This window comes from Micromonospora sp. NPDC049359 (assembly GCF_044466585.1).
In the GTDB taxonomy this organism is placed as follows: Bacteria; Actinomycetota; Actinomycetes; order Mycobacteriales; family Micromonosporaceae; genus Micromonospora.
Window position 1 is genome coordinate 54,740 of the sequence record NZ_JBITMW010000009.1, and the last position, 25,862, is coordinate 80,601.

Genomic DNA, 25,862 nt, shown 5'->3' on the forward strand with positions numbered 1-25,862 from the left:
GGCCCACCAGCGCCGGCCACCACGACCCAAGGAGCAGAGGACCACCATGCCTACCCCCGCCTCCGGCGGGCCTGACTCTGGCCTGTCGTTCACCGACCGCGAGATCCTGACCACCGCGACGCACCCCGACTTCCGGGCGTGGCTGGCGCGCATCCGTCATATCGGCGGTTGCCAACACCCCGTGCATCTCGTCGGTCACACCCTGACCGTGGACGCTGGCACCGGGCGTCTCGTGCGTGCCTTCACCTCGGCGGAGCAGCCTCATGGGCGGCTCACCATCGCCTGCGGGAACCGTCGTCAATCCCGCTGCGAACCCTGCGCCCGGCTGCACCAGGGCGACACCTACCAACTCGTCGTCGCGGGGCTCGCCGGCGGCAAGGGCGTCCCCGACAGCGTCCGTGATCACCCGCGCGTGTTCGTCACGTTCACCGCGCCCAGCTTCGGCCCCGTGCACCGTCACACCACCGACGACCCCTGCCGACCGTCACGCCGCCGCCGTGGTCTCGTCTGCGCTCATGGTCGGCCCCTGTGGTGCCTCGACCGGCATCCATCGGACGACCCGCTCACCGGGTCCCCGATCTGCGGCGACTGCTACGACTACCCGGCCGCCGTGCTGTGGAACGCCCACACCCGCGACCTGTGGCAACGCCTATACCGCAACCTCTACGAAGCCCTCGCCACCACACGCGGCATGTCCGCACGGCCGCCCGCAACACCGTTCGCGTCGGCTACGCCAAAGTTGCCGAATACCAGCGGCGAGGGGCCGTGCACTTCCACGCGGTCATGCGCTTCGACGGCCCCACCGTCGACACCCCGCCGCCGGCCTGGGCAACCCTGGCGCTGCTGGTGCAGACCATCCGGACCGCCACCCGCCGTGTCCACCTGGCCGTGCCCGGCCTGGACACCATCCTGCGTTTCGGCGCGCAGCTCGACATCCGGCCCATCCTTCCCGGCAACGGCAGCGACGACGATCTCAACGAACGCGCGGTGGCCTCCTACATCGCGAAGTACGTCACCAAGCCTGATGTCGCCGGCATCACCGTGGACCAGCCCATCCGCGACGCGGTCACCATCTCAGTGCTCCCCGTGGCCGACCACGCCCGAACCCTCATCCGGACCTGCTGGACCCTCGGCGGACGGCCAGAACACAAGGCGCTGAACCTGCGGCGGTGGGCACACCAACTCGGCTACCGAGGCCACATCGCCAGCAAAAGCCGCGCCTACTCCACCACCTACACCGCGCTCCGCGCCGCCCGGGAAGAACACCGCCGCGATCAAGCCGACGAGCAACTACCCGACGACCCGGACGCCATCACCGACAAGCAATGGACGTACACCGGCAACGGCCACACCCCCGGCGAAGCCATGTTCGCCGACGCTATCGCCGACGACCTCCAGACCGCTCGGGATGCGGCACGCGATGCCGATCCGGGGGGTGAGCGCGATGGGCCGTGACACTGCATCGGCTCGGACAAAGCGCCGAACCGATACTGCCGCTGCAAAGCCGCCCGGCATTCGGGAGCTGCTCCGCGCCGAGCACGTGCGCAAACTACTTGACGAGTGGCCGCCACTGACGGAGGAGCAACGCTCGACGCTTGCTCTGCTTATCCGGAGATCGGACGCCACGGCAGCATGACGGGTCCTGCTTGGTCATGCTGCCGTGAGGCGGGCTTAGCTCGCGTGCCTAACCGATTCCTTCGGCGTGATCCGCACCGTCTCCGGGTCGAAGCCCTTCCGTCCTCGGACCGCCGGCAGGATGGTCACGTCCATGAGTGTGGTGATGATCGCGCGGCGCTGGTCGTTGGTCACCTTGTCGGAGTACCACCACTCCCGCACGTTGGAAGCGGCAACGGCCGGGCCGAGGACATCCACCCTGCCGGCGTCCGCCATCTTGGCCTCGATCTCGGCAATGTCTGCCTCGGCTGCTTCGGTGCCGGCAAGCATCGTTGATCTCGGGATGCGCTTCTTGGCGAAGTCGATTCCGAGTTGTTTGAGCAGAACCCGGGTGGCCTCCAGTTCCTCACCGAGTGCGTCAACATCCGGGCGGTCATGGTCGACCAGCAGATCAGCGCCGTCTCGTTCGATGATGGCGATCACGACATCACTCACTAGCTCGTCCACTGGCTCTACCGCCCTGCTGACGTGCTTTCCGGTGCGACAGGTGTAGTTCTTGGCTCCGGTCTTCGACTGGCCGCTCATGTTGACCGTCTCGCCACAGACACCGCAGCAGGCGCAACCGGTATTCATACCCTTGGCGGACTTGCCCGTCTTCTTGCGCGCCGGGTTCTCCAGGATCGCCTTCACTGCCCGCCACGTCGCCTCGTCCACCAGGCCCGGCCAGCCGGCCTTTGTAACCACCTCGCCAAGATGCGAGCGCAGACCGGCATTGCGCGGGCTGGTGAGCCACTTGCGTAGCGTCTCCGTCCGCCACAGGTTCCCCTGTCCGGTGCGTAGCCCAGCATCGTTCAACGCTCGGACCTGTGACGCGAGGTTGCTCTTGGCAAGAATCGCACGGTAAACGGCCTTCGCGGCCTTGGCCTCCCTGTCGCGCAGCGTCACACGGTCCGGCTCGTAGCCGAAGGGCCGGGGACCGGGGGCGGGGCGTCCCTTCTCGGCGTGCTGACGATTCGCGCGCTTCTGACGCTCCGACTTCAACTCCGTCTCGTACCGGGCGTCACTAGCCGCGTTGTCAAAGAACTTTCGCCCCTGCGGCGTCGAAAGGTCGAACGTCATGCCGCGAGCGTAGGAGACGATTACAGGGTGAGGCGCGGCAAGACACGTCTCGTAAAACCGGTATTCGTCGGTCTTCGTCTTGAGCAGCCGCTCACTCGACCACGCGATAACAACGTTGATCTCACCGGACGCGATGAGCTTCAACAGCCGCTCGAAGCCGGGCCTACGGCGCAGCGCCGTCGTGTCGTTGTCGACAAGGCGGTGTGCCACCCGCCAACTGTTGTAGTCCGCGTGGCCTTCGCAGTCCTCGCCCTGCCGGGCGATGCCCTCACCCTCGCGGCTGGTGCCCTTGTGCGGGTCGTCAGAGAGGCGGAGACAGATCGCGGCTCGCCGGTCCTGGCTGCTCAACAACGTCATGCATCAATGCTAGCAAGATCATACCCTCCCGATGCGCCGGATCTTCCTCGACGACCCCGGCGAGGGCGGACTGAAGGCCGTGCACTCGTACTTCGACCGCTCCCCCTACGTCGAGCAGGACGAGAACGGCGTGGCGACCTACGTCGAGCAGCACCGGACCCTCGGTGACCGGATCCGGGAACTGGTCGGCGCGGGGTTCCGGCTGCTGGACCTCGTGGAGCCGGAGTGGCCGGAGGGACACGAGGGCATCTGGGGGCAGTGGAGCCCGCTGCGCGGGCGGCTCTTCCCCGGCACCGCCATCTTCGTCACCGAGAAGCCCGCGGGGTGAGCGCGTCGCACCCGCGGTCCGACCTGCAATCCATCGATCGCCGGTAGGCTCGATCCCATGAGCGCCGAGCCCATCCCGACATCACCTGGCCCCTGGTGTCCGGACCCGATGCGGCAGCAGCGTGCCGACTACACGCTGGAGGACCTGCTCACCCTGCCGGACGACGCCCCCCGCGTCGAACTCGTCGACGGAGTTATCCAGGTGACACCGTCCCCCACCCTGGGCCATCAGAACATCGCCAGCCTGCTGTGGCTCTGGCTACACAGCCACGCGCCGAAGCACCTCGGCGCCGCCCAGGCCATCGGTGTCAGGCTCAGCCACAACACGAGCCGACAGCCCGACGTGCTGTTGCACCGTGCCGGGGTGGCGTCCGCCCATTGCATCCTGCGATCAGACGACGTCGTACTCGCCGTGGAGGTCGTCTCGCCCGGCACGCGACGGATCGACCGGTTCGCGAAGCCTGGTGAGTACGCCGCCGCCGGCATCCCCTTCTACTGGCGGATCGAGCAGGACCCGGTACACGTGTACGCGTACCGGATCGGCGACCGGGTCGGGCCGGGCGGTGAGCGGCAGTACGAGCTGGTCGCCGACGGCGCCGACGTGATCGAGCTGACCGAGCCGTTCGACATGAAGCTGTCGATCGCCGAGATCAGGCCGTAGTCGTTTCGCCCCGGCGGGGTCGGGTAGCCGGGGGCATGGCCGAACAGAGATTCCACCAGGGCGACCGTGTCTCCTGGTCGGCCCATGGCAGCCGCGCGTACGGCGTGGTGCAGGGCACGATCACCGAGCGGACGCGGATTCGCGGGCGGGCGGTGAGCGCGGCCCCCAACGACCCGCAGTACCGGGTCCGCAGTGACGGCACGGGCCGCGACGTGGCCCACCGCCCGGAGGCGCTGCGCCATGAGCAGAGCTGACGAGCAGGGCCGGGACACCTACCGGGAGTTCACCGACGCGGTGAACATGAAGCCCGGCGAGCTGTCGACGTGGCTGGAGACCGACGAGTCGAAGCAGGTCGGCTGGCACAAGGGTGGCCGTACCGGTGGCGGCGAGTCGGTCGGGCACGAGTCCGGCCGGAAGATCATCAACCTGCTCCGCCGCAAGCGCGCCGACCTCTCGGAGGCGGACTACAAGCACATGCGCAAGGTGGTCGGCTACGTCCGCCGGCACATGGCGCAGCGCCCGTCCGGCAACGTGCGCGACACGAAGTGGCGCTGGTCCCTGATGAACTGGGGCCACGACCCGATGAAATAGCGACCCCGACCGCCTCCCGCGGACTTCCTGCCACAGGATCCGCACCAGGCGCCGCCAAGATCCGCGCAACTTCGGCGACGTTGCTGCCTCAGACGTCCCGGATGCAGCACTTTCCCCGAAGTTGCGCGGATCATCGCGCATGCCCACCTCGTCGGGTGCGGGTGCCGCGAGAGCGGACGGGCAGCATGCAACCCGACGGGTATGGCTGCGAGAGAAAACGGACAACGACGGGACTACGCCGACCAGGTCGGGGGTTCCGGGGCAGCCCGACCCGCGCAGGGATCAAGCCTGCCGCCCGGAGCGGGTCGGGCTGCCCCGGAACCCCCACGGCGACCAGCGGACAACCGGAAGATCAGTGATCCGCGCTGTTCCAGTCCCGGCCCACGCCGACCGACACCTCCAGCGGCACCGACAGCGGGTACGCCCCGCCCATCTCGCGCCGTACCAGCGCCTCAAGGGCCTCCCGCTCACCGGGCGCGACCTCGAAGACCAGCTCGTCGTGCACCTGCAACAGCATCCGGGAGCGCAGACCGGCGTCGGCGAGCGCGGTGTCGACGTGCAGCATCGCCACCTTGATGATGTCGGCGGCTGATCCCTGGATGGGGGCGTTGAGCGCCATCCGCTCGGCGATGTCGCGGCGCTGCCGGTTGTCGCTCACCAGGTCGGGCAGGTAGCGGCGGCGGCCCAGGATGGTCGAGGTGTAACCGTCCTGGCGGGCCTTGCCGACCACCTGCTGCAGGTAGTCGCGCACCCCGCCGAAGCCCGCGAAGTAGTTCTCCATCAGCCCGCGCGCCTCTTCGGTGCCGATGCTGAGCTGCTGGGACAGGCCGAACGCGCTGAGCCCGTACGCCAGGCCGTAGTTCATCGCCTTGATCTTGCGCCGCTGGTCCGGCGTGACCTCGTCGACCGGCACGCCGAAGACCGACGAGGCGGTGGCGGCGTGGAAGTCGGCCCCGGAGTTGAACGCCTCGATGAGCGCGTCGTCCGAGGAGAGGTGCGCCATGATCCGCATTTCGATCTGGCTGTAGTCGGCGGTGAGCAGGCACTCGTACCCCGCGCCGACCACGAAGGCCCGGCGGATGCGTCGGCCCTCCTCGGTACGGATCGGGATGTTCTGCAGGTTGGGCTCGGTGGAGGAGAGCCGGCCGGTGGCCGCGACCGTCTGGTTGAAGGTGGTGTGGATCCGAGCGTCGTCGGAGACGGACTTGAGTAGACCGTCCACTGTCGACTTGAGCTTGGCGACGTCGCGGTGACGCAGCAGGTGGGCCAGCACCGGGTGCGGCTGCTGCGCGTAGAGCCACTGCAGGGCGTCGGCGTCGGTGGTGTAACCCGTCTTGATCTTCTTGGTCTTCGGCAGGCCCAGCTCGGTGAAGAGGATCTCCTGCAACTGCTTGGGCGAGCCGAGGTTGAACTCCCGGCCCACCGCCTCGTACGCGCCCTGGGCGGCGGCCTTCACCTCGGCGGCGAAGTGCGCCTCCAACTCGGAGAGGTAGTCGGTGTCGGCGGCGATGCCGGTGCGCTCCATGCCGGCGAGCACCCGCATCAGCGGCAGCTCCACCCCGGCCATCAGCCGCGCGGACTGCTCGCCGTCCCGGGACAGCTCGGCGTCGATGGAGTCGGCGAGGTCGAGGGTGGCGCGGGCCTGGAGCATGAGGTTCTGCTCGGCCACCCCCTCTTCGCCCAGCCCGTCGAGGGTGAGCTGGCCGGTCTCGGGCACGTCCACCCGCAGCTCGCGGTGCAGGTAGCGCAGGGCCAGGTCGGTCAGGTCGTAGGACCGTTGGTCGGGGCGGGCCAGGTACGCGGCGATCTGGGTGTCACGGGCGATGCCGGCCAGCTCCCAGCCGTGCGCGGCGCAGGCCAGCACCGCGGGCTTGCTGTCGTGCAGCACCTTGGGCCGCTGCGCGTCGGCGAGCCAGGACGCGAGGGCGCTCTCGTCGGCGGCGTCGAGCCCGCTGGGGTCGACCCAGGCGGCCGCGCCACCGGCGCTGGCGAGCGCGAGCCCGGTGATTGAGGCGGTGTGCCGGCGGTTGGGGCCGGTGTCGAGCTTGACCGCGAGCCCGACCGGGGTGCCGGTCGGTGCGTGGGCGTCCAGCCAGGCGGCGAGCGCGCCCGACTCGGTGAGCACCTCGCCGGTCAGGTCGAAGCCCGACTCGGCCTCCGGCTCGACGGCCTCCAGGTACTGGTAGAGGCGGTCGCGCAGGATGCGGAACTCGAGGGTGTCGAAGACCTGGTGCACCGCCTCCCGGTCCCACCCTGTCCAGCGGGTGTCCTCCGGGCGCAGCGGCAGCTCCAAATCGGAGACGAGCCGGTTGATCTCGTAGTTGCGGATCACGTCGGCGAGTCGCTCCCGCAGGCTGTCACCGGCCTTGCCCTTGATCTCGTCGGCGCGGGCGATCACGCCCTCCACCCCGCCGTACGTGGTGATCCACTTGGCGGCGGTCTTCGGGCCGACACCGGGCACGCCGGGCAGGTTGTCACTGGTCTCGCCGACCAGCGCGGCGAGGTCCCGATACTGCTGCGGGCCGACGCCGTACTTGGTCTCGATCGCGGCCGGGTCCATCCGGGCCAGGTCGGAGACGCCCTTGCGCGGGTAGAGGACGGTGATCTGGTCGTCGACCAGCTGGAACGCGTCCCGGTCACCGCTGCTGATCAGCACCGACATGCCCTGGTCGCGGGCCTGGCAGGCGAGCGTGGCGATGACGTCGTCGGCCTCGAAGCCCTCCTTCTCCACAACCGGGATCTGGAGGGCGGCCAGGACCTCCTTGACGAGGCTGACCTGGCCCTTGAAGTCGTTGGGGGTCTCGCTGCGGCCGGCCTTGTACTCCGCGTACTGCTCGGTGCGGAAGGACCGCCGGGAGACGTCGAACGCCACGACGATGTGGGTGGGCTGCTCGTCGCGCAGCACGTTGATCAGCATCGAGGTGAAGCCGTACACCGCGTTGGTCGGCTGACCCGTCGTGGTGGAGAAGTTCTCCACGGGCAGGGCGAAGAACGCCCGATATGCCATGGAATGTCCGTCGACGAGGAGCAGGCGCGGCGTCGTAGCTGTCACGGCAGCGACTCTAGTCCGTCGCACCGACAACCCTCGTCGTCGCCTCGCAGACGCGACGAAACGGCCGGCGATCGCCCGCCGGCCGTTTCGTCGTCGGTGACTCAGGCCACCCCGAGGTACGCCTCCTTGACCGCCGGGTCGTGCAGGAGTTCCTGGCCGGTGCCCTCTTTGACGATCCGGCCGGTCTCCAACACGTACCCCCGGTGGGCCCGGGACAGCGCCTGCTGCGCGTTCTGCTCGACCAGCAGGATCGTCGTGCCCTGCTCGTTGATCCGCGTGATGATCTCGAAGATCTGCTGGATCAGCTTGGGCGCCAGCCCCATCGACGGCTCGTCCAGCAGCAGCAGCTTCGGACGGGTCATCAACGCCCGACCCACCGCCAGCATCTGCTGTTCACCGCCGGAGAGCGTGCCACCGGCCTGCTTGCGACGCTCGTGCAGCCGCGGGAACAGCTCGAACACCATCGCCAGGTCCTTGGCGATGTCGGCCCGGTCCTTGCGGGTGTAGGCCCCCATCTCCAGGTTCTCCAGCACGGTCATACCGGGGAAGACGCCGCGCCCCTCGGGCGACTGCCCGATCCCCCGGATCACCCGCAGGTCGGCGCGCAGCCGGCTGACATCGGCGCCGTCGAACTTGATGCTGCCGCCGGAGATGGCGTGCAGCCCGGAGATCGCCTTCATCGTCGTGGTCTTGCCGGCGCCGTTCGCACCGATCAGCGCCACGATCTCGCCCTGGTCGACGTGCAGGCTGATGCCGTGCAGCGCCTCGATACGGCCGTAGAGCAGCTTCAGGTTGTCGATCTCAAGCAGCATCCTCGACACCTCCCAGGTACGCGGCGATCACCTTCGGGTCGTCGCGCACCTCGGCCGGCGACCCCTCGGCGATCTTCTGCCCGAACTCCAGCACCACCAGCCGGTCCACCACGCCCATGACCAGTCGCATGTCGTGCTCGATCAGCAGGACGGTGACGCCCGAGTCGCGGATCTTGCGGATCAGCTGGAGCAGGGCCACCTTCTCCGCCGGGTTGAACCCGGCGGCCGGCTCGTCCAGGCAGAGCAGCGTGGGATCGGTCGCCAGCGCTCGGGCGATCTCCAGCCGACGCTGGTCACCGTACGACAGGTTACGGGCCAGGTCGCCGGAGCGACCCTGGATGCCGACGAAGTCCAGCAGCTCAAGGGCCTTGGCCTTGCCCTGCCGCTCCTCCCGCCAGTGCCGCGGCAACCGCAGCAGGGCGCTCGGCACGCTGGTCCTGTGGTTGGCGTCCGCGCCGACCTGCACGTTCTCCAGCGCCGTCATCTCCGGGAAGAGACGGATGTTCTGGAAGGTACGCGCGATCCCGAGCTTGGTGATCTGGAACCGCTTACGGCCACTGACCTTCTCGCCCCGGAACCGGATCTGGCCGGTCGTCGGGGTGTAGACGCCCGTCATCGCGTTGAAGCAGGTCGTCTTGCCCGCGCCGTTCGGCCCGATCAGCCCGAGGATCTCCCCCTCGTAGAGGGTGAAGTTGACGTCGTTGAGGGCAACCACGCCACCGAACCGCAGCGTGACATGGTCGACCTCCAGCAGCGGCTTGCGGCCGTCGACCGGGGTGGCCGGCTCGCTGACGGCCTCGTCCGGCGTCGACGAGGTCTCCGCCGGGCTGCCCACCGTCGTCCGCGCGTCGATCGCCATGTCACGCTCGCTGGTGACGTCGCGCTCGCTACCCATCCGTGGCTCACTCAACGACAGCCACCTCCTTCTGCCGGTCCTTGAGCTCGGCGGCACGCCGCCGGTTCGGCCACAGACCCTGCGGGCGGAAGATCATCACGATGATCAGCAGGACCCCGAAGATGAAGTACCGCAATGACGTCGGGCTGACGTCGAAGTCGTTGCCGAAGACGGTGGCCGTCTCCGGCAGACCGAAGACGTCACCCACCGACCGCAGCCACTCCGGAATGTAGATGACCAGGAAGCCGCCGAGGATCGCGCCACCGATGCTGCCGGCGCCACCGAGCAGCACCGCCGCCAACACCAGAATCGAATTCTCCAGGGAGAACGTGGACGAGTTGACGAAGTTGGCCTGACCGGCCCACAACGTGCCGGACAGTCCGCCGACCGCCGCGCCGATCGCGAACGCCCACAGCTTGAACCGGAACGTCGGCACGCCCATCAGCTCCGCCGCGTCCTCGTCCTCACGGATCGCCACCCAGGCGCGACCCACCCGGCTGTTGGCCAGGTTCCGGATCAGGAAGACCGCACCGATGATCACGGTGAGCAGCAGCCAGTAGTACGGCTTGAACTCGAACTGGAAGATGGCCGTCCCGTCCGGGTACTTGCCCGGCGGGTGTCCCACCTGCGGGATGCCCCGGTCGCCGTTCAGGACCCAGTCCTGGTTCTTGGCGACGATCCGGATCATCTCCGCGAAACCGAGGGTCACGATCGCCAGATAGTCACCCCGCAGCCGCAGCGTCGGAGCGCCGAGGAGCACACCGGACAACAGCGCCAGCGCGATCGCGATCGGCACCGTGACCAACCACGGCCACGGGCTCTCCAGCCAGTTGTACTCGGTGATGAGCTTGCTCTCCGGCGACGTCAACAACGCCACCGTGTACGCGCCGACGGCGAAGAAGCCGAAGAACCCCAGGTCCAGCAGACCCGCGTAGCCCACCACGACGTTGAGACCGAGCGACAGCAGCACGATCCACGCGCAGTAGAACAGCACCGCCGCCATGTCGTTGCGCGTGGTGTACAGCGGAATCCACAGACCCGGGATGTTCAGGTACTCGTAGAACCACTTGTTCGGCAGGATGTAGAGGAAGGCGAGGAAGGCCAGCAACCCGGTGATCCGGGCGGACTTCGGCAGCCCGTCGACCCGCCGACCGATGGCACTCGAAGCGGAGTGCCAGCGCTCTCGCAGAGCGGTCATGCCCGCGCCCTCCCCAACGACTCGCCCAGCAGGCCGGTCGGCCGGAACATCAGCAGGACGATCAGCACCACGAACGCGATGAGATCCCGCCACTGCGAGCCGAAGAGCGCCGAGCCGTAGTTCTCGACCAGACCCAGCAGGATGCCGCCGATCGCCGCACCCCGCAGGTTGCCGATACCGCCCAGCACCGCGGCGGAGAACGCCTTGAGCCCGAGCAGGAAGCCGATGTTGTAGCGGGTGTTTCCGCTCTTCATGTCACTGAAGACGGCGGCGACGCCGGCCATCAGACCGCCCAGCACGAAGACCAACGCGATCACTCGGCTCTTGTTGACACCCATCAGCGCGGCGGTGTTGGCGTCCTGCGCCACGGCGCGGATGCCCTTGCCGAACCGGGTCTTGTTAACGAACCAGTCCAGCCCCACCATCATGATGATGGCCACGCTCAGCGTCAGCATCTGGACCGGCGTGACGCTCCAGCCACCGATCTTGAACAGCGTGTCGGCGGGCAGCAGGGCCGGGGCGCCGATCTGACGCCGCTGGGTCAGCGTTCCCATCAGCTCCATCAGCGCGTACGAGGCGCCGATGGCCGTGATCAGGAAGGCCAGCGGCGGCGCGTTACGCCGTCGCAGCGGCCGATATGCGGTAACCTCGATGAGCAGAGCGACACTGCCGGACAGCAGCGCCGCGACGACGATCGCCAGCGCGATCAGCAGCAGCGAGCGGCCTACCGACGGAGCGCCGCTGTTACTGTCGAGCCCGAAGGCCGCCCAGGTCCAGATGGCACCGAACGTGCCGATCATGAAGACCTCGGAGTGCGCGAAGTTGATCAGGCGGAGTACGCCGTAGACGAGGGTGTAGCCGAGGGCGATGAGCGCGTAGATCGCGCCTTGCACCAACCCGGTTGTGGTCAGTTCCGGGAAGCCCCGGACGAGTTCTGCAAAGTCCACCGATGCTCCGAAGGGTGTTGCGTTGAGCCAATGCGGCCGGGATTTCGCAACCCCGGCCGCATTGAGACAACTCTTATCGTCACGCCCTCAAACCTGTGACCCTGGCGGGGATCAGGCCTTCGGGATCTCCACGTCCGGAGCCCACGCGCCGGCCTTCGCCTTGAAGGCCCACACCTTGACCTGGGCCGGGTCCAGCTCGCCGGTCGGCTCCCACTTGTAGGTCACGCCAGAGGCGGAACCGGCCTTGTTGTAGGTCGAGAGGAAGGCCTGGATGTCGGCGCGGGTGGTCTTGCCGGCCTTGATCGCCTCAAGGTAGATGTTGGCCAGGTCGAACGAGACGTCGGCGTACACGCCCGGGTCCACGCTGTACTTGGCCTTGAAGTCGGTCACGAAGGTGCCCTTGGCGGCGGTCGCCGGGCCACACGGGCAGGTGGCGATGGTGCCCTCGACGTCCTTCTGACCGGCGACCGACAGCATGTTCGCGTCGTTGATGCCGTCACCACCGATGAACGTGCCGGTCCAGCCCGCAGCCCGCAGCTGCTTCAGGAACGGCGCCGCCTCCTCGGTGTAACCGCCGTAGAAGAGAACAGCGGCACCGCTGGTCTTGACCTTGGAGATCTGCGCACCGAACTCCTGCGCGTTGTCGACCACCTTGTCGGTGCCGATGACCACCGAGCCGAGGCCCTTCTTGACCTCGTCGGCCAGACCCGCGCCGTACGCCGACTGGTCGTCGATGACGAACGCCTTGTCAGACTTCAGCACGTTCTTGATGTAGCTGGCGACGGCCGGGCCCTGGGAGAAGTCGTTACCCACACCGCGGTGGAAGACCTTCCAGCCCTTCGTCGACAGGCTCGGTCGCGTGGCCGACGGGCTGATGACGGACAGACCCGCGGTGTCGAAGATCGGCAGCGCGACCTCGCTCTCACCGGAGAACGCCGGCCCGACCATCGCCACGATCTTCGTGTCGGCCGCCGCGCTGGTCGCGAGACCACCCGCGAGGTCGGCCTTGCCCTGCGAGTCGAACGCCTGAACGGTGACCTTGCAGTCCGCGTTCTCCGCGTTGTACTTCTCCACGGCCAGGTCGGCACCCTGCTTCATCGGGGTGACCAGGCCGGCGTCGGCGCCCGAGAGCGCCCCGAAGAAACCGATCTTGAGGTCGCACGCCTTGCTGGCGGAACCACCCGACGTGCCCTCGTCCTTCTTACACGCGCTGGCGCCGCCGGCAACAAGCGCCACGATGGCGACGCTGCCGAGGACGCGCACGAAGTTTTGCCTCAAGGCTGGAACCCTCCTCCGTCCAGAAGCCCGGTGGCGCCTCGTAGAACGCCAAGGCCACACCGGACCGGACCGTTCACCCGGTCTGGGGCGGGACGTTATCCCACAACCACTACTCCCCGTAAGGTGTCGTAGGCGGCGTTGACTCAACCGTTACCAGAAGCGGAAAAGCTCGCGTTTAGATGTCACATCGGCGCCTGTCGACAACTCGTCAAACGGGCCCAGAAGGCCCGAACCACACCCGCGCCGCCACCCCGTCGTCGACGGTGACCACCATCCGACCGTCCGCTGCCGCGACCGCCGCCGACGTGTCCCCACCAGCGGAAACGTGACCTGGCAGGGTCACCGGCACCCACGACGAGGCGTCCCCGGCGGACCGCCACAGCCGGTGCCCGTCGCTCGCCACCGTCATCGCCAGCACCACGCCGCCGTCGCCGGCAACCGCCTCCACCCCCGCCACCGCGCCCGCGCCCGTCGCCCCGAAATCCGCGACGGCCCGCCATTCTTCGGCGCCAACCGTCGCCCCAGGCGACCATTTCCAGGCCTGGAATGCGCTCCCCCGCACCCCCAGGGCGTACACCACGGCACCCACCCGGACGAGACGCTGCGCGACCTCGTCCGCACCCGTCGCCGGCAACGCCGTCCGCGTCCACGCCCGGCCGTCGGCCGACGACCAGACGTACGGATCACGGTCCGCCCGACCCGCCGGCCGACCCCCGCCCGCGACCAGCCAGCCATCGGGCGCCGCCACCACATCCGTGGCGATCGTCGTCAACCCCGCGTCACTGGCCAGCCCCGGAGCATCGTCGACCAGCGCGAAGTCGGTCGCGTCCGCGGAACGCCACACCGCCGCCCCACCCGTGCGGGCGCCCGCGATCAGCCACCCGCCAGCGCCACCCGCGATACGACTCGCGCTGACCGCCTCCGGTCCGCCGTACAGCTCGAACTCCGCCGGCACCTCGGACAGACCACCGTCGGCGTCCTGCCGCCACGTCCGCACCCGCGGATTGCCGTGCGCGCCACCCGACCGTGCCCCGATGACGGCGATCCGACCCTCGTGACAGCCGACCGCGTACATGATCGCGCGCTCGCCGTAGTAGCTGATCGGCCGCAACGGCAACGACGTCCACCCGCGACCGTCCACACTCCGCCAGGCGGCCGGCCGGGTTCCACCATCGGGCGCGCCCACCGCGCCGACGGCGTACCACCGACCCGCGCAGGCGGTCACATCACGTGCGATGAGCCGACCCGGCGCACCCGGGGGCACCGGCAGATCGGCCATCTCCCACCGTGGACGCACCGGTTCGGGGAGCCGCCCGTCGTCGGCGGCCCGGCAGCCGGCGAGCAGCGTGACGACAACCCCGACCACCGCGACCGTACGCCGGACCGACACGCAACTGATGCTATCGATCCGATCACCCGCCGCCGAGGGTCGACCAGGGTTCAGACGGACGGTTGCTGCGCCACCTCGCCGCCGGCGGTCTCCGCGAGGATCCGCTCGGCGACCTCCTTCATGGTCATCCGGTGGTCCATCGCCGTGCGCTGGATCCACTTGAACGCCTGCGGCTCGGTCATCCCGTACGTCGTCATCAGCGCGCCCTTGGCGCGCTCCACCGTCTTGCGGATCTCCAGGCGGTCGGTCAGGCTCGCGACCTCGGCCTCCAGGGCCGCGACCTCCGAATACCGCGACAACGCGATCTCCACCGCCGGGACCAGGTCACTCTTCTGGAAAGGCTTCACGAGGTACGCCATCGCGCCCGCCGCCCGCGCCCGCTCCACCAGATCCCGCTGGCTGAACGCGGTGAGGATGATCACCGGAGCGATCCGCGCGCCCGCGATCCGCTCGGCGGCGGCCAGCCCGTCCATGATCGGCATCTTGATGTCGAGAATGACGAGGTCGGGCTTCAGCTCCTCGGCGAGGCGCACGGCGGTCTCGCCGTCGCCGGCCTCCCCCACCACCTCGTAGCCCTCTTCGACCAGCATCTCGGCGAGGTCCAGCCGGATCAGCGCCTCGTCCTCGGCGATCAGTACGCGCCTGCGCTCGGCATCCGTCGGCGTCTCAGCCACCAGCCCTACCCCCACCAGTTAGAACCCGACACCCGCCCAGCCGGGTGTCACCGCTCTCAGCGTAGTGGGTATCCTGTCAGGGCCGAATCAGGGAAGCGTCCCCGTATTCCAACTGGCAGAGAAACGGAGCTCAAACCTCCGACAGTGTGGGTTCGAATCCCACCGGGGGCACCAAATTGTCGTACGGGTGTTCGAGAATCCTCTCGTGCACCCACCTGAGATTCGCGCACGAGCACGGCAGATGTTCCTCGCCGGCAGCACGGTTGCCGACACCGCCCGCGCGACCGGAGTGCCGTACCGGACAGTCTGGCACTGGTGTACCGATCGCCCGGAGGCTCGCCTCCGAGGCACGCAGCTTCGGTGCTTCCGCTGTCGCGACGGTGTCGACAGTCCGACAGACCCCGCCGCCTACGTCTACCTGCTCGGCCTCTACCTGGGCGACGGCCATCTGGCCGTCTCACCGAAGGTGCCGGTACTACGGATCGCCTGCACGGCTAGCTATCCACACCTCGTCGACGCGTGCGAGTCAGCCATGCTCTCCGTGCTCGCGTCACGCGTACAGCGAGTCCCCAAGCAGGGCTGCGTCTCGGTCGAGAGCAGCGGCATGCACTGGCCGTGTCTGTTTCCGCAGCACGGTACCGGCACGAAGCACGAGCGACCGATCGTCCTGGCCGACTGGCAGCTGTCGCTCGTCGAGAGCCACCCCGGCGACTTCCTGCGCGGTCTGTTCCACTCCGACGGCTGCCGGTTCGCCAACCGGGTGACCGTGCGGGGCAGGGACTACGTCTACCCGCGCTACACGTTCGTCAACGAGTCGACCGACATCATGGGGCTCTGCCAGTGGAGTCTGGACCTGCTCGGTATCGCCTGGCGGATGAACCGCCGCAACTGCCTGTCGGTGGCGCGGCGCGACGCCGTCGCCACCCTCGACCGACACGTCGGCCCGAAGTCCTGACCACGGTCACGCGCGGGCCATGGCCGGTGCGCCGATGAAGTCCATAATCGCCTTGTTGACCTCGTCGGCGTGGGTCCACGGGATGCCGTGCGGGGCGCCCTTGAGGGTGACGAGTGTGCCGTCGGGCAGCATCGGGGCGAGCCGTTGGCCGGTCACCGGGTAGGGCAGCACGGCGTCCTGGTCGCCCTGGACGATGAGGATCGGCACGTCGAGTCGGGGCACGTCGGCGCGGAAGTCGGTGGGAATGACGTCGATGCACTGGTACATGGCGCGGGCGGAGGCCAGCGCGCCGATGGCCCAGTGCGCCTTGAACGCTTCCTCGCTGACCTGCTTGCCCCTGGTCTGCTCGTAGTTGAAGAAGCTGGTGCAGAAGGCGGTGAGGAAGGCGAACCGGTCGGCCACGACGGCCTGCTTGAAGCCGTCGAAGACGCTGCCGTCGACGCCGTCGGGGTTGTCCGCGGTCTTGAGCAGGAACGGCGCGAGCGGGGCGAGCAGGATTGCCCGGCTGACCCGGTCGGAGCCGTACCTGCTGAGGTAGCGGGTCACCTCGCCGGTGCCCATGGAGTGGCCGGCGAGGATGGTGTCGCGCAGGTCCAGCTCGGTCATGAGGGTGTCGAGGTCGGCCGCGAGGGTGTCGTAGTCGTACCCGGTGTCGGGTTGGCTGGAGGCCCCGAATCCGCGACGGTCGTAGGTGATGACCCGGTAGCCGGCCTGGAGCAGGGGGTCGGCGAGCTTCTCCATGGTGGCGCCGTTGAAGGGGAAGCCGTGGATGAGCACGACGGGTTGGCCGGAGCCGTGGTCCTCGTAGTAGATATCGATGGCGGCGTTGTTTTCGGTGCCCACGGTGATGAACGGCATGTTCGTCCCCCTTGAGTCGGTTCGGCGTTGTCGGCCGCAGTGGGTTTCCCCGGGCCTTGACGGTCATGCCGATCGTGGGAGCCTGTGGCGGGACCGATGACAGGGGTGGATCTGATGCGGGTGGTCATCTTCGGTGCGACCGGCATGGTCGGTCAGGGCGTGTTGCGCGAGTGCCTGCTCGCCGAGGACGTGCGGGAGGTGCTCACCATCGGTCGCCGGCCGACCGGTCAGCGGGACCCGAAGCTGCGGGAGTTGACCGTCGCCGACGTCGGTGACCTGGAGTCGGTACGGGCGGAGCTGACCGGCGTCGACGCCTGCTTCTACTGCCTCGGTGTGTCGTCGCTGGGTCTGGACGAGGCGGCGTACACCCGGATCAGCTACGACTTCCCGATGGCTGCGGCGCGACTGTTGGCCGAGGTGAGCCCGCAGGTCACGTTCGTCTACGTCTCCGGCGTCGGCACCGACTCGACCGGTCAGGGTCGGGTGATGTGGGCGCGGGTGAAGGGCCGCACCGAGAACGCGGTCATGGACCTGCTGCCCAACGGGTACGCGGCGCGGCCGGGGTTCATCCAGCCGACGTACGGGGCGGTGTCGCGGACCCGGGCCTACCGGATCGGGTACGCGGTCACGCGTCCGCTGTTCCCGGTGTTGCGGGGGCTGCTGCCGAACCACGTGACGACCACCGACGGGATCGGCCGGGCGATGTTGCGGGTGGCGCGGGAGGGCGCGCCGACGCGGGTGTTGGGCAACCGCGAGCTGCGCTGATCAGGCGATCGCGTCGAGCGCGCGGGCGAGGTCGGCGCGCAGGTCCTCGGGATCTTCGAGGCCGACGGAGAGGCGTAGCAGCGCGCCGTCCGGCTTCGCGTCACCCTCGACGGGGCGGTGGGTGAGCGAGGCGGGGTGCTGGATGAGGGTGTCGACGCCGCCGAGGGACACGGCGTGGGTGATGAGCCGGCAGCCGGCGGCGACGGTGGCGGCGGCGGACGCGCCGCCGCGTACCTCGAAGGCGAGGAGGCTGCCGGGTCCGGACATCTGCCGGCCGACGAGCGCCGCCGGGTCGTACACCGAGGGGTGGTGCACCCGGTGTACGCCGGGGTGGTCGGCGAGCCAGCCGGCGAGTTTCTCGGCGGTGGCCTGTTGGGCGCGGACCCGCAGCGGGAGTGTCTGCAGGCCGCGGTGCAGGAGGTAGCCGCCGAGGGGGTGCAGGATCGCGCCGGTGACGGCGCGGACCTGGCGCAGGCGCGCCGCCCATGCCTCGTCGCAGGCGACGACGCCGGCGAGGACGTCGCCGTGTCCGCCGATGCTCTTGGTGGCGCTGTGCAGGACGAGGGCGGCGCCGTGGCGGGCGGGTTGTTGCAGAACGGGGGTGGCGACGGTGTTGTCGACGAGCAGGGGCACGTCGCCGGCCGCCGCGGCGATGGCGGCGATGTCGACGAGGTCGAGGGTGGGGTTGGCCGGTGTCTCGATGACGACCATCGCGGTGTCGGGGCGGAGGGCGGTGGCGACCTCGTCGGGGTGGGCCCAGGTGACGGTGGTGCCGAGCAGACCGGTGGCGAGGACGTGGTCGGTGCCGCCGTAGAGCGGGCGGACGGCGACGATGTGGCGGTGGCCGTCGCGGGTGGCGGCGAGCAGGGTGGCGGTGAGGGCGGCCATGCCGCTGGCGAAGGCGACGGCCTGTTCGGTGCCTTCGAGGGTGGCGAGGGCGGTTTCGAAGCGGGCGACGGTGGGGTTCCAGAGCCGCTGGTAGACGGCGCTGGCGTCGGCGGGCAGGGTGCCGCCGGTCGCGAGGTGCTCGTAGGCGTTGCCGCCGTCGTCGACCGACGGCAGTGGGTTGGTGGTGGAGAGGTCGATCGGTGGTACGTGCACGCCGAGCGTGCGCAGGTCGTCGCGGCCGGCGTGTACGGCTCGGGTGTCCACCGTCGTCATGCGGGTAGGGTCGAACATCTGCCAACCTGGGTGCAACAGTTTGGTGGATGATTCTGTGGAGAGCCCTGGTTTTGGCCGGTGGTTCGGAGGACGATGCTCGGATGCCCTCTGAGTCGAACGATGTACGGCCGTATCCGGCCCTGGACGAGGTGGACCGCGCGATCCTCGCCGAGTTGGTGGCGGACGGCCGGTTGCCGAACAACGCGCTCGCCGAGCGGGTGGGGGTGGCGCCGTCGACGTGTCTGACGCGTACCCGGGCGTTGCGCGAGCGCGGGGCGATCCGGGGCTTCCACGCGGAGGTGGATCCGGCGGCGTTGGGCCTGCCGTTGCAGGCGCTGGTGTCGGTGCGGTTGACGGCGCACGAGCGGGCGGCGGTGGACGCGTTCCGGGCGCGGTCGGTGCGGCTGCCCGGGGTGGTGTCGGTGTTCCACGTGGCGGGCGCCGAGGACTACGTGCTGCACGTGCGGGCCGCGTCGGGTGACGCGTTGCGGGACTTCGTGCTGGACCAGTTGGCGGTCGATCCGGTGGTGCAGCACACGCAGACCAGCCTGATCTTCGAGCAGGCGCGTGGGGTGGGCTGAGCGGCCGTCGGAATGAACGGGCAGGCCGGGGAGTTGGCACTGCGTGTGATCACCGTACCGTTGTCTGTTCTTGATCTTGCCCCGGTCGCCAAGGGCGCCACCGCCGGCGCGGCCTTGCAGGCCACCACCGAGCTGGCCCGACGCACCGAGGAGCTGGGCTATCACCGCTTCTGGGTGGCCGAGCACCACAACATGCCGGCGATCGCCAGCTCCGCGCCGGCGGTCCTGCTGGCGCACCTGGCGGCGAACACGTCGACCATCCGGCTGGGTTCCGGTGGGGTGATGCTGCCGAATCACGCGCCGCTGGTGGTGGCCGAGCAGTTCGGCACCCTGGAGGCGCTGCACCCGGGCCGGATCGACCTGGGCATCGGGCGGGCCCCGGGCACCGACCAGGTGACCGCGCTGGCGTTGCGCCGCACCATGGAGGGCCTGTCGGCGGAGGGTTTCCCGCGTGAGCTGGCCGATCTGATGAACTACTTCAGCGGTGAGAAGCCGGGGCAGATCATCGCCACCCCCGGTCGGGGCGAGCAGCCGGCCGTCTGGCTGCTCGGTTCCAGCGGCTTCAGCGCCCAGCTGGCCGGTCTGCTGGGTCTGCCGTTCTCGTTCGCGCACCACTTCAGCGCGGCGAACACGCTGCCGGCGCTGGCGCTGTACCGGCAGAACTTCCGGCCGTCGCAGTGGCTGGACAAGCCGTACGCGATGGTGGCTGTCAACGCGGTCTGCGCCGACACCGACGAGCGGGCCGAGTGGCTGGCCGCGCCGAGCGCGCTGTCGTTCCTGAAGCTGCGTTCCGGTCGGCCGGAGCCGTTGTCGACGCCGGACGAGGCGGCGGCGTACCCGTACACGGAGTTCGAGCGGGAGTTCGTGCTGCAACGGCGCGAGGGTCAGGCGATGGGCTCGCCGGAGACGGTGCGGCGGCAGCTGACCGAGTTGCAGGAGCGCACCGGCGCGGACGAGCTGATGCTCACCACGCTCGTGTACGACGTGGCCGACCGGGTGCGGTCGTACGAGTTGATCGCCGAGAAGGTGGCCGGGGGCCTGCGCCGGGACGCGTGAAACACGATCTTCACGTCAGCGTCACTCCCGCGACCCGGACGGTGCCTAATGTTGGTGCCGGTGGTGGTACGGCATTCCCGGTCGGGACGGGTCGGGGATGCCGCGGTGTGGAGCACCGGGCTGTAGCTGTGCGGATTCCGCGGCTGCGGCCCGGTGCCTGCCACCTTAGGCGAACTCGATCAGTACCGCCAGGGTCAGATCAGCGTAGGTAGATGTTCGGGGTGGGTGGGCCCGCCATCTGATCACCGATGAAGAACCCCGGGTGCGGCGGCTGGTTGTAGGCGGTGTTCTGCCACGCGATCGCCACCCGGTACTGCGGGTCGTGCATCAGGGTGTAGATCCGGGTGCTGGTCGGAGTGGGTGTGCTGTAGATCCGCAACGCCCGACTGTCGGTGGTCCGCCAGATCACCTCCTCGCGCCAGTCACCCAGGATGTCGCCGGAGAGCGACGGCGTGGACTTGGTGCCGTTGTTGGACGCGACCCCGCTGCCGTCGAGCAGTCGGGTCTCGCCCCCGGCGCCGTACTTGTCGATCCTCGTGGCGTCCAGCAACTCCCGGACGGGGTCACCGTCCCACCAGGCGAGGAAGTTCGTCGACGACGGCTTGCGGCCGATGTTCTGCCCACGGGTGTTGGCGAGGCCGGAGACCGCCGCCGACCAGGACTCCGCGCCGGGGCTGCCGGCCCAGATGTCCGCCGAGACGCCCCGGCCGTTGTCGCCGGAGGCCGGCGTCGACCACAAGATCTGACCGGTACGGGCGTCCGCGAACCACGAGCTGGGCTTGCTGCCGTCCTCGTCGACCTTGAACACCTCCAGGCCGGCGCGGCCCGGGTCGAGATCCCCGACGTGCAGGGCGTCGCCGTGCCCGTTGCCCGTCGAGTAGAGCAGCCGCCCGTTGTCGTCGATGGTGGCGGCGCCGTAGACGATCTCCTGGCGGCCGTCGCCGTCGACGTCGGCCACGGAGAGCTGGTGGTTGCCCTGGCCGGCCGCCGCGCCGTTGCCGGAGGAGTTCGAGTCGAACGTCCAGCGCTTGGTCAGCGAGCCGTTGCGGAAGTCCCAGGCCGCGATCACCGCCCGGGTGTAGTAGCCCCGCGCCATGATCAGTGAGGGGCGCTGGCCGTCCAGGTACGCGGTGCCGGCGAGGAACCGGTCCACCCGGTTGCCGTACGAGTCGCCCCAGGACGACACGGTGCCGCGCGGCGGGTCGTAGTTGACGGTGGATGCGATCGCGCCGGTCTGGCCGTTGAACATGGTCAGGTACTCCGGGCCGGACAGCACGTAACCGCTGGAGTTGCGGTAGTCCGCCGACGACGAGCCGATGAGCTGGCCGGTGCCGGAGCGGGTGCCGTCGGCGGTCTTCATGGCCACCTCGGCGCGACCGTCGCCGTCGTAGTCGTACACCTGGAACTGGGTGTAGTGCGCGCCGGCCCGGATGTTGCGGCCGAGGTCGATGCGCCACAACCGGGTACCGGTCAGGGTGTACGCGTCGACGTAGACGTTGCCGGTGTAGCCGGACTGGGAGTTGTCCTTGGCGTTCGACGGGTCCCACTTGAGGACGATCTCGTAGCTGCCGTCGCCGTTGAGGTCGCCGACGGAGGCGTCGTTGGCGCTGTAGGTGTAGCTCTCCCCGCTGGGGGTGGTGCCGCCCGCCGGCACCTGCAGGGGCACGTCCAGGTAGCCGTTGGCGAACTGCAGGGCCGGCGCGGACGCCGCCTGCTCGACGCCGCCCACCACGGCCCGCACGGTGTACGTCGAGCCGGCCGCCGCGCCGCTGTCGAGGTAGTTCGTGGCGCCGGTGATGGGGTTGGCGTTGACCCTGGTCGAGCCGCGGTAGAGGTTGAACGACACGCCGGAGGTCTCGGTGCCGAGCAGACGCCAGGAGACCAGGTTGCCGTTGCCGGAGCGGACGCTGACCAACCCTCGGTCCAGGTTCTCCAGCTGTTTCGCCCCGGCCGGAGGCGTGGTGGGTGGCGGCGTGGTCGGCGGGGGCGTGGTCGGTGGGGGCGTCGTGGGCGGTGGCGTCGTGGGCGGCGGGGTGGTCGGCGGTGGCGTGGTCGGGGCCGGGGTGGTCGGGTCGCCTGTGGGGGGCGCTCCGGTGCAGGTGACGCCGTTGAGCGTGAAGCTGGCCGGGGCCGGGTTGCTGCTCGTCCAGGAGGCGTTGAACCCGAACGAGGCGGTGCCGTTGGTGGCGAGCGCGCCGTTGTAGTCGACGTTGCGCGCGCTCACCTGCGCGCCGGACTGGCTGACGGTGGCGTTCCACGCCTGGGAGACCTGCTGGCCGGCGGCGTAGGACCAGGCGAGGGTCCAGCCGTTGATCTCCTCGCCGAGGTTGGTGATGGTGACGTTGGCGCCGAAGCCGCCCTGCCACTGGTTGGTGACCTGGTAGTCGACGCGGCAGCCGACGGCGGCGGCCGAGGCGACGACCGTGCCGACGGTGCCGGCCACGACGACTGCCGCCGTCGAGGCGGCGAGCAGGGTCAGCCGTTGTCTTGACGGGTGCATGAACTGCCTCCGGGGGATCCGGTGGTGACCGCTGTTGGCCCACCTGCCCTGCCCGGGAAGCACGGTGGACGGTCCGCCGCGGCGGCGACGGAACGGCGATCTGGTCGGGGTTGACGCCCTGGAACTCGGATCCGGCTCAGCCGCATCGTAGGGCAAGCGCTTTCCGGTCCGCAATATCGACGACCGTCACCCCGTACGGCTCTTGACCCCGCCCCACACCGCCTGATCGACTCGACCGGATGAGCGCCCCGCACATGGACCCGGACGAGTTCCGCCGCGCCGGCCACGCCGTCGTCGACTGGATCGCCGACTACTGGACGACGCTGCACCAACGACCGGTCACCTCCGCCGACCCGCCGGGCACGGTGGCGAAGGCCCTACCGGGCTCGCCGCCCACCACCGGCGGCGAACCGGTCGAAGCGCTCCTCGCCGACCTGGACACCATCGTCCTGCCCGGGCTGACGCACTGGCAGCACCCCGGCTTCTACGGCTATTTTCCGGCGAACACCTCCGGTCCGAGCCTGCTCGGTGACCTGGTCAGCTCCGGGCTCGGCGTGCAGGGCATGATGTGGGCGACGAGCCCGGCCTGCACCGAACTCGAGACGGTCATGATGGACTGGCTGGCCGAGCTGCTCGACCTGCCGCCGCGCTTCTCCTCCACCGGGCCCGGTGGCGGCGTCATCCAGGACTCGGCGTCCTCGGCGACACTGGTGGCCACCCTCGCCGCGCTGCACCGCGCCAGCGGGGGTCGTTGGCGCGCGACCGGCATCGACCGGCGCTACCGCGCGTACACGTCGGTGCACGGGCACTCCTCGATCGAGAAGGCCGCGCGGATCGCCGGACTGGGCGCGGACGGCATCCGGTCGATCGACGTCGACCCGGACACCCAGGCGCTGCGCCCGGACGCGCTGCGCGCGGCGATCGAGGCGGATCTGGCCGTCGGGGACGTACCCGCCATCGTGGTCGCGACCATCGGCACGACCTCCACCACCGCCATCGACCCGGTGGCGGAGATCGGAGCGATCTGCGCCGAGTACGGCATCTGGCTGCACGTCGACGCGGCGTACGCGGGCTCCGCCGCCGTCTGCCCCGAACTGCGCTGGTCGCACACCGGCCTGGAGTACGCCGACTCCTACTGCTTCGACCCGCACAAGTGGCTGCTCACCGGCTTCGACTGCGACGCGTTCTGGGTGGCCGACCGCCGAGAACTGGTCGAGGCGCTGACCGTGCTCCCCGAGTTCCTGCGCAACGCCGCCTCAGATTCGGGCGCGGTGCTCGACTACCGGGACTGGCAGGTGCCGCTGGGTCGCCGTTTCCGGGCCCTGAAGCTCTGGTTCGTGTTGCGCTGGTACGGCGTCGAGGGGCTGCGGGCGCACATCCGCTCGGGCGTGGCCCTGGCCGCCCGGTTCGCCGATCACCTGCGCGCCGACGACCGGTTCGAGCTGGCCGCGGCGCACCCGTTCTCGCTGGTCTGCTTCCGGCTGCGGGCCGACGACGGCACGAACGCCGAGCTGCTGGCCCGGGTGAACGCCAGCGGGCGGGCACATCTGACCCACACCCGGGTGGCCAGCCGGTACACGCTGCGGCTGGCCGTCGGCTCACCGCAGACCACCGCGGCGCACATCGACGAGACGTGGGCGCTGCTCGCCGAGGCAGCGGACAAGCTGCTGACGCGCTGACGGCCCGGACGCTACCGCCCGCCAGGTCGCCGATGTGGCGGCATCGCGACGCGGAGACCCCGCCAGATCGCCGACGTCGCGGCGTCGCCGCCTGCAGACACCGCCACATCACCGATCCGCAGTCGACCTCCCGCCGCGACGGCGGCAGAGGAGCCGCGTCCCGGCAGCCCGCCGGCAGGGCTGATGGCCGGCGGCAGCGCCGCCTGCGGGGCGAGGACCCAAATGAGCGTGATGCCTGTGAGTCATCAAGATGACTCACAGGCATCACGCTCACAGGGGGTAGGCACTCCGCCGCGAACAACGACGGGAGAGCACCAAGTCGACCGACGTCACCGGAAGCCGCCGCGCGAGTCAGCGCCCTCCCGGGGTGCCCGCCACGCTGAGATCGGCCGGTGCGCTGCCGTCGGCAGCGCCGGTGATGACAGAGACCGACTCAGGAAGCACCGGCAAGACAGCGCCGGCTGCCGTGGCCGTCTCGGTGGCGGTGGCAGCGGTGGCGCGGGCTCGACGGGTGCGGCGCAGGGCGCGTACGGCGAAGAGCAGCGCGGTCAGCCATCCGGCGGCCAGCAGGACGTAGAGGGTGGGGCGGAGCGGGCCGCCCAGCTCGGCCGACCGGATCAGGGTGCGGGCGTTGGTCAGCACGATGACGCCACCGACCGCCGCGCCCAGCAGTTGGGCGGGCACGATACGCACCAGCCAGGCGGCCAGCGGGGCGGCGACCAACCCGCCGATCAGCAGGGCGACGACGGTGGGGAGGAGGAAGCCCTCCGTTCCCAGCCCGATCAGGAAACCGACGCTGGCGGCTCCGGCGACCACGAACTCGGCGGTGTCGACCGAGCCGATCACCTTGCGGGGCTCCAGGCGACCGGAGACCAGCAGCGCCGGGGTGGCGACCGGGCCCCACCCGCCGCCGCCGGTCGCGTCGACGAAGCCGGCGACCAGGCCCAGCGGGCCGAGGAAGCGTCCGCGCAGCCGTCCGCCGACCCGACCGGTACGCAGCGGTCGGGCGAAGCGCACCAGCAGGTACGCGCCCAGGGTGAAGAGGATGGCGGCCATCCACGGCGCGGCCGACTCGGTGGAGATCGAGCTGAGCAGGGTGGCCCCGGCGAACGCGCCGATCGCGCCGGGCAGGGCGATGCGGGTGACCACCCGCCAGTCGACGTTGCCGAACCGCCAGTGCGCGATCCCGGCCGCGAGCGTGGTGCCGATCTCGGCCAGGTGCACCGACGCCGAGGCGGCGGCGGGCGCGACCCCGACTACCAGCAGCAGGGTGGACGAGGTCAACCCGTACGCCATGCCGAGTGAACCATCGATCAACTGCGCGACGAGCCCGACCAGAGCGAGGACCAGTAGCTTGCGCACGAGCGCCCCCTGACTTTTCGGTATCTCCTA

The 25,862-nt window shown here is 69.7% G+C and carries 20 protein-coding genes, 1 tRNA gene and 3 pseudogenes; 11 read left to right on the forward strand and 13 right to left on the reverse strand.

The annotated features are described in order from the left end of the window. Nucleotides 1-46 precede the first annotated feature (46 nt). Nucleotides 47-1,455, forward strand: a pseudogene (locus ACIBTX_RS20950) (replication initiator). A 216-nt stretch (nt 1,456-1,671) separates the two neighbouring features. Here ACIBTX_RS20950 and ACIBTX_RS20955 read toward each other — a convergent pair. Next, entirely contained in the window at nt 1,672-3,090 is a 1,419-nt protein-coding gene (locus ACIBTX_RS20955; protein ID WP_396832866.1) for a recombinase family protein, read from the reverse strand. 22 nt (nt 3,091-3,112) lie between these two features. Here ACIBTX_RS20955 and ACIBTX_RS20960 point away from each other — a divergent pair. The 4 genes and pseudogenes from ACIBTX_RS20960 to ACIBTX_RS20975 form a co-directional block, all read left to right on the forward strand. Further along, a pseudogene (locus tag ACIBTX_RS20960) lies at nt 3,113-3,418 on the forward strand (SAM-dependent methyltransferase); the annotation flags it as partial. A 57-nt stretch (nt 3,419-3,475) separates the two neighbouring features. Beyond that, a complete protein-coding gene (locus tag ACIBTX_RS20965) occupies nt 3,476-4,078 on the forward strand; it encodes a Uma2 family endonuclease (protein ID WP_363660738.1) in 603 nt (200 codons plus the stop codon). 35 nt (nt 4,079-4,113) lie between these two features. After that, a complete protein-coding gene (locus ACIBTX_RS20970) occupies nt 4,114-4,332 on the forward strand; it encodes a DUF2945 domain-containing protein (protein ID WP_357127213.1) in 219 nt (72 codons plus the stop codon). A gap of 46 nt (nt 4,333-4,378) precedes the next feature. Continuing rightward, a pseudogene (locus ACIBTX_RS20975) lies at nt 4,379-4,666 on the forward strand (DUF3140 domain-containing protein); the annotation flags it as partial. Nucleotides 4,667-5,021: 355 nt separating this feature from the next. Here the strand turns inward: ACIBTX_RS20975 and polA are convergent. From polA to ACIBTX_RS21015, 8 genes are all read right to left on the reverse strand, one after another. Next, nucleotides 5,022-7,721, reverse strand: a complete 2,700-nt coding sequence (polA, locus tag ACIBTX_RS20980; RefSeq protein WP_396832867.1) for a DNA polymerase I — start codon at nt 7,719-7,721, stop codon at nt 5,022-5,024. Nucleotides 7,722-7,822: 101 nt separating this feature from the next. Next, a complete protein-coding gene (locus tag ACIBTX_RS20985; RefSeq protein ID WP_357127204.1) occupies nt 7,823-8,533 on the reverse strand; it encodes an ABC transporter ATP-binding protein in 711 nt (236 codons plus the stop codon). Continuing rightward, nucleotides 8,523-9,392: an ABC transporter ATP-binding protein gene (locus ACIBTX_RS20990; RefSeq protein ID WP_396832920.1), complete on the reverse strand. Its 870-nt coding sequence runs from the start codon at nt 9,390-9,392 to the stop codon at nt 8,523-8,525. Before ACIBTX_RS20990 ends, ACIBTX_RS20985 begins: the two co-directional genes overlap by 11 nt. 43 nt (nt 9,393-9,435) lie before the next feature. After that, nucleotides 9,436-10,626 (reverse strand): branched-chain amino acid ABC transporter permease, encoded by a 1,191-nt coding sequence (locus tag ACIBTX_RS20995; RefSeq protein ID WP_357127198.1) that lies wholly within the window; start codon nt 10,624-10,626, stop codon nt 9,436-9,438. Continuing rightward, the gene (locus ACIBTX_RS21000; RefSeq protein WP_357127195.1) at nt 10,623-11,573 is read right to left on the reverse strand and encodes a branched-chain amino acid ABC transporter permease; all 951 of its coding nucleotides are present in this window, start codon (nt 11,571-11,573) and stop codon (nt 10,623-10,625) included. Before ACIBTX_RS21000 ends, ACIBTX_RS20995 begins: the two co-directional genes overlap by 4 nt. Before the next feature lie 111 nt (nt 11,574-11,684). Beyond that, complete coding sequence (locus ACIBTX_RS21005) at nt 11,685-12,851, reverse strand: branched-chain amino acid ABC transporter substrate-binding protein (protein ID WP_357127192.1); 1,167 nt, start codon at nt 12,849-12,851, stop codon at nt 11,685-11,687. Between the two features lie 208 nt (nt 12,852-13,059). Continuing rightward, complete coding sequence (locus ACIBTX_RS21010; protein WP_357170796.1) at nt 13,060-14,241, reverse strand: hypothetical protein; 1,182 nt, start codon at nt 14,239-14,241, stop codon at nt 13,060-13,062. 50 nt (nt 14,242-14,291) lie between these two features. Further along, a complete protein-coding gene (locus ACIBTX_RS21015) occupies nt 14,292-14,915 on the reverse strand; it encodes a response regulator (RefSeq protein WP_355049623.1) in 624 nt (207 codons plus the stop codon). Between the two features lie 97 nt (nt 14,916-15,012). Here ACIBTX_RS21015 and ACIBTX_RS21020 point away from each other — a divergent pair. Next, a tRNA-Leu gene (locus tag ACIBTX_RS21020) sits at nt 15,013-15,089 on the forward strand. Between the two features lie 31 nt (nt 15,090-15,120). Beyond that, nucleotides 15,121-15,870 (forward strand): transcriptional regulator, encoded by a 750-nt coding sequence (locus ACIBTX_RS21025; protein ID WP_396832868.1) that lies wholly within the window; start codon nt 15,121-15,123, stop codon nt 15,868-15,870. 6 nt (nt 15,871-15,876) lie between these two features. On the opposite strand, the gene ACIBTX_RS21030 is transcribed toward ACIBTX_RS21025, so the two are convergent. Further along, the gene (locus ACIBTX_RS21030) at nt 15,877-16,728 is read right to left on the reverse strand and encodes an alpha/beta hydrolase (protein WP_357392796.1); all 852 of its coding nucleotides are present in this window, start codon (nt 16,726-16,728) and stop codon (nt 15,877-15,879) included. Nucleotides 16,729-16,824: 96 nt separating this feature from the next. On the opposite strand from ACIBTX_RS21030, the gene ACIBTX_RS21035 reads away from it, so the two are divergent. After that, complete coding sequence (locus tag ACIBTX_RS21035; protein ID WP_357127179.1) at nt 16,825-17,493, forward strand: NAD-dependent epimerase/dehydratase family protein; 669 nt, start codon at nt 16,825-16,827, stop codon at nt 17,491-17,493. Here ACIBTX_RS21035 and ACIBTX_RS21040 read toward each other — a convergent pair whose 3' ends face one another. Then, a complete protein-coding gene (locus ACIBTX_RS21040) occupies nt 17,494-18,672 on the reverse strand; it encodes a trans-sulfuration enzyme family protein (RefSeq protein WP_396832869.1) in 1,179 nt (392 codons plus the stop codon). It abuts the gene before it with no gap. 83 nt (nt 18,673-18,755) lie between these two features. Here ACIBTX_RS21040 and ACIBTX_RS21045 point away from each other — a divergent pair, with 83 nt between their 5' ends. Continuing rightward, the gene (locus ACIBTX_RS21045) at nt 18,756-19,235 is read left to right on the forward strand and encodes an Lrp/AsnC family transcriptional regulator (RefSeq protein WP_357127173.1); all 480 of its coding nucleotides are present in this window, start codon (nt 18,756-18,758) and stop codon (nt 19,233-19,235) included. Between the two features lie 45 nt (nt 19,236-19,280). Then, nucleotides 19,281-20,291 carry an LLM class flavin-dependent oxidoreductase gene (locus tag ACIBTX_RS21050; protein ID WP_396832870.1) on the forward strand — a complete coding sequence of 337 codons (1,011 nt, stop codon included), beginning with the start codon at nt 19,281-19,283 and terminating at the stop codon, nt 20,289-20,291. A gap of 199 nt (nt 20,292-20,490) precedes the next feature. Here the strand turns inward: ACIBTX_RS21050 and ACIBTX_RS21055 are convergent, their stop codons facing one another. Then, nucleotides 20,491-22,791 (reverse strand): cellulose binding domain-containing protein, encoded by a 2,301-nt coding sequence (locus tag ACIBTX_RS21055; RefSeq protein ID WP_363660742.1) that lies wholly within the window; start codon nt 22,789-22,791, stop codon nt 20,491-20,493. A gap of 239 nt (nt 22,792-23,030) precedes the next feature. Here ACIBTX_RS21055 and ACIBTX_RS21060 point away from each other — a divergent pair, with 239 nt between their 5' ends. After that, complete coding sequence (locus ACIBTX_RS21060; RefSeq protein ID WP_357392792.1) at nt 23,031-24,470, forward strand: pyridoxal-dependent decarboxylase; 1,440 nt, start codon at nt 23,031-23,033, stop codon at nt 24,468-24,470. 351 nt (nt 24,471-24,821) lie between these two features. Here ACIBTX_RS21060 and ACIBTX_RS21065 read toward each other — a convergent pair whose 3' ends face one another. Then, the gene (locus ACIBTX_RS21065) at nt 24,822-25,832 is read right to left on the reverse strand and encodes a sulfite exporter TauE/SafE family protein (RefSeq protein WP_357127161.1); all 1,011 of its coding nucleotides are present in this window, start codon (nt 25,830-25,832) and stop codon (nt 24,822-24,824) included. Between the last annotated feature and the right edge of the window lie 30 nt (nt 25,833-25,862).

Coding starts and splice junctions, on each gene's coding strand:
- ACIBTX_RS20955 (WP_396832866.1), bottom strand. CDS start 3,090: ATGACGTTGTTGAGCAGCCAGGACCGGCGAGCCGCGATCTGTCTCCGC.
- ACIBTX_RS20965 (WP_363660738.1), top strand. CDS start 3,476: ATGAGCGCCGAGCCCATCCCGACATCACCTGGCCCCTGGTGTCCGGAC.
- ACIBTX_RS20970 (WP_357127213.1), top strand. CDS start 4,114: ATGGCCGAACAGAGATTCCACCAGGGCGACCGTGTCTCCTGGTCGGCC.
- ACIBTX_RS20985 (WP_357127204.1), bottom strand. CDS start 8,533: ATGCTGCTTGAGATCGACAACCTGAAGCTGCTCTACGGCCGTATCGAG.
- ACIBTX_RS20990 (WP_396832920.1), bottom strand. CDS start 9,392: ATGGCGATCGACGCGCGGACGACGGTGGGCAGCCCGGCGGAGACCTCG.
- ACIBTX_RS20995 (WP_357127198.1), bottom strand. CDS start 10,626: ATGACCGCTCTGCGAGAGCGCTGGCACTCCGCTTCGAGTGCCATCGGT.
- ACIBTX_RS21030 (WP_357392796.1), bottom strand. CDS start 16,728: ATGCCGTTCATCACCGTGGGCACCGAAAACAACGCCGCCATCGATATC.
- ACIBTX_RS21035 (WP_357127179.1), top strand. CDS start 16,825: ATGACAGGGGTGGATCTGATGCGGGTGGTCATCTTCGGTGCGACCGGC.
- ACIBTX_RS21040 (WP_396832869.1), bottom strand. CDS start 18,672: ATGTTCGACCCTACCCGCATGACGACGGTGGACACCCGAGCCGTACAC.
- ACIBTX_RS21045 (WP_357127173.1), top strand. CDS start 18,756: ATGCCCTCTGAGTCGAACGATGTACGGCCGTATCCGGCCCTGGACGAG.
- ACIBTX_RS21055 (WP_363660742.1), bottom strand. CDS start 22,791: ATGCACCCGTCAAGACAACGGCTGACCCTGCTCGCCGCCTCGACGGCG.
- ACIBTX_RS21060 (WP_357392792.1), top strand. CDS start 23,031: ATGAGCGCCCCGCACATGGACCCGGACGAGTTCCGCCGCGCCGGCCAC.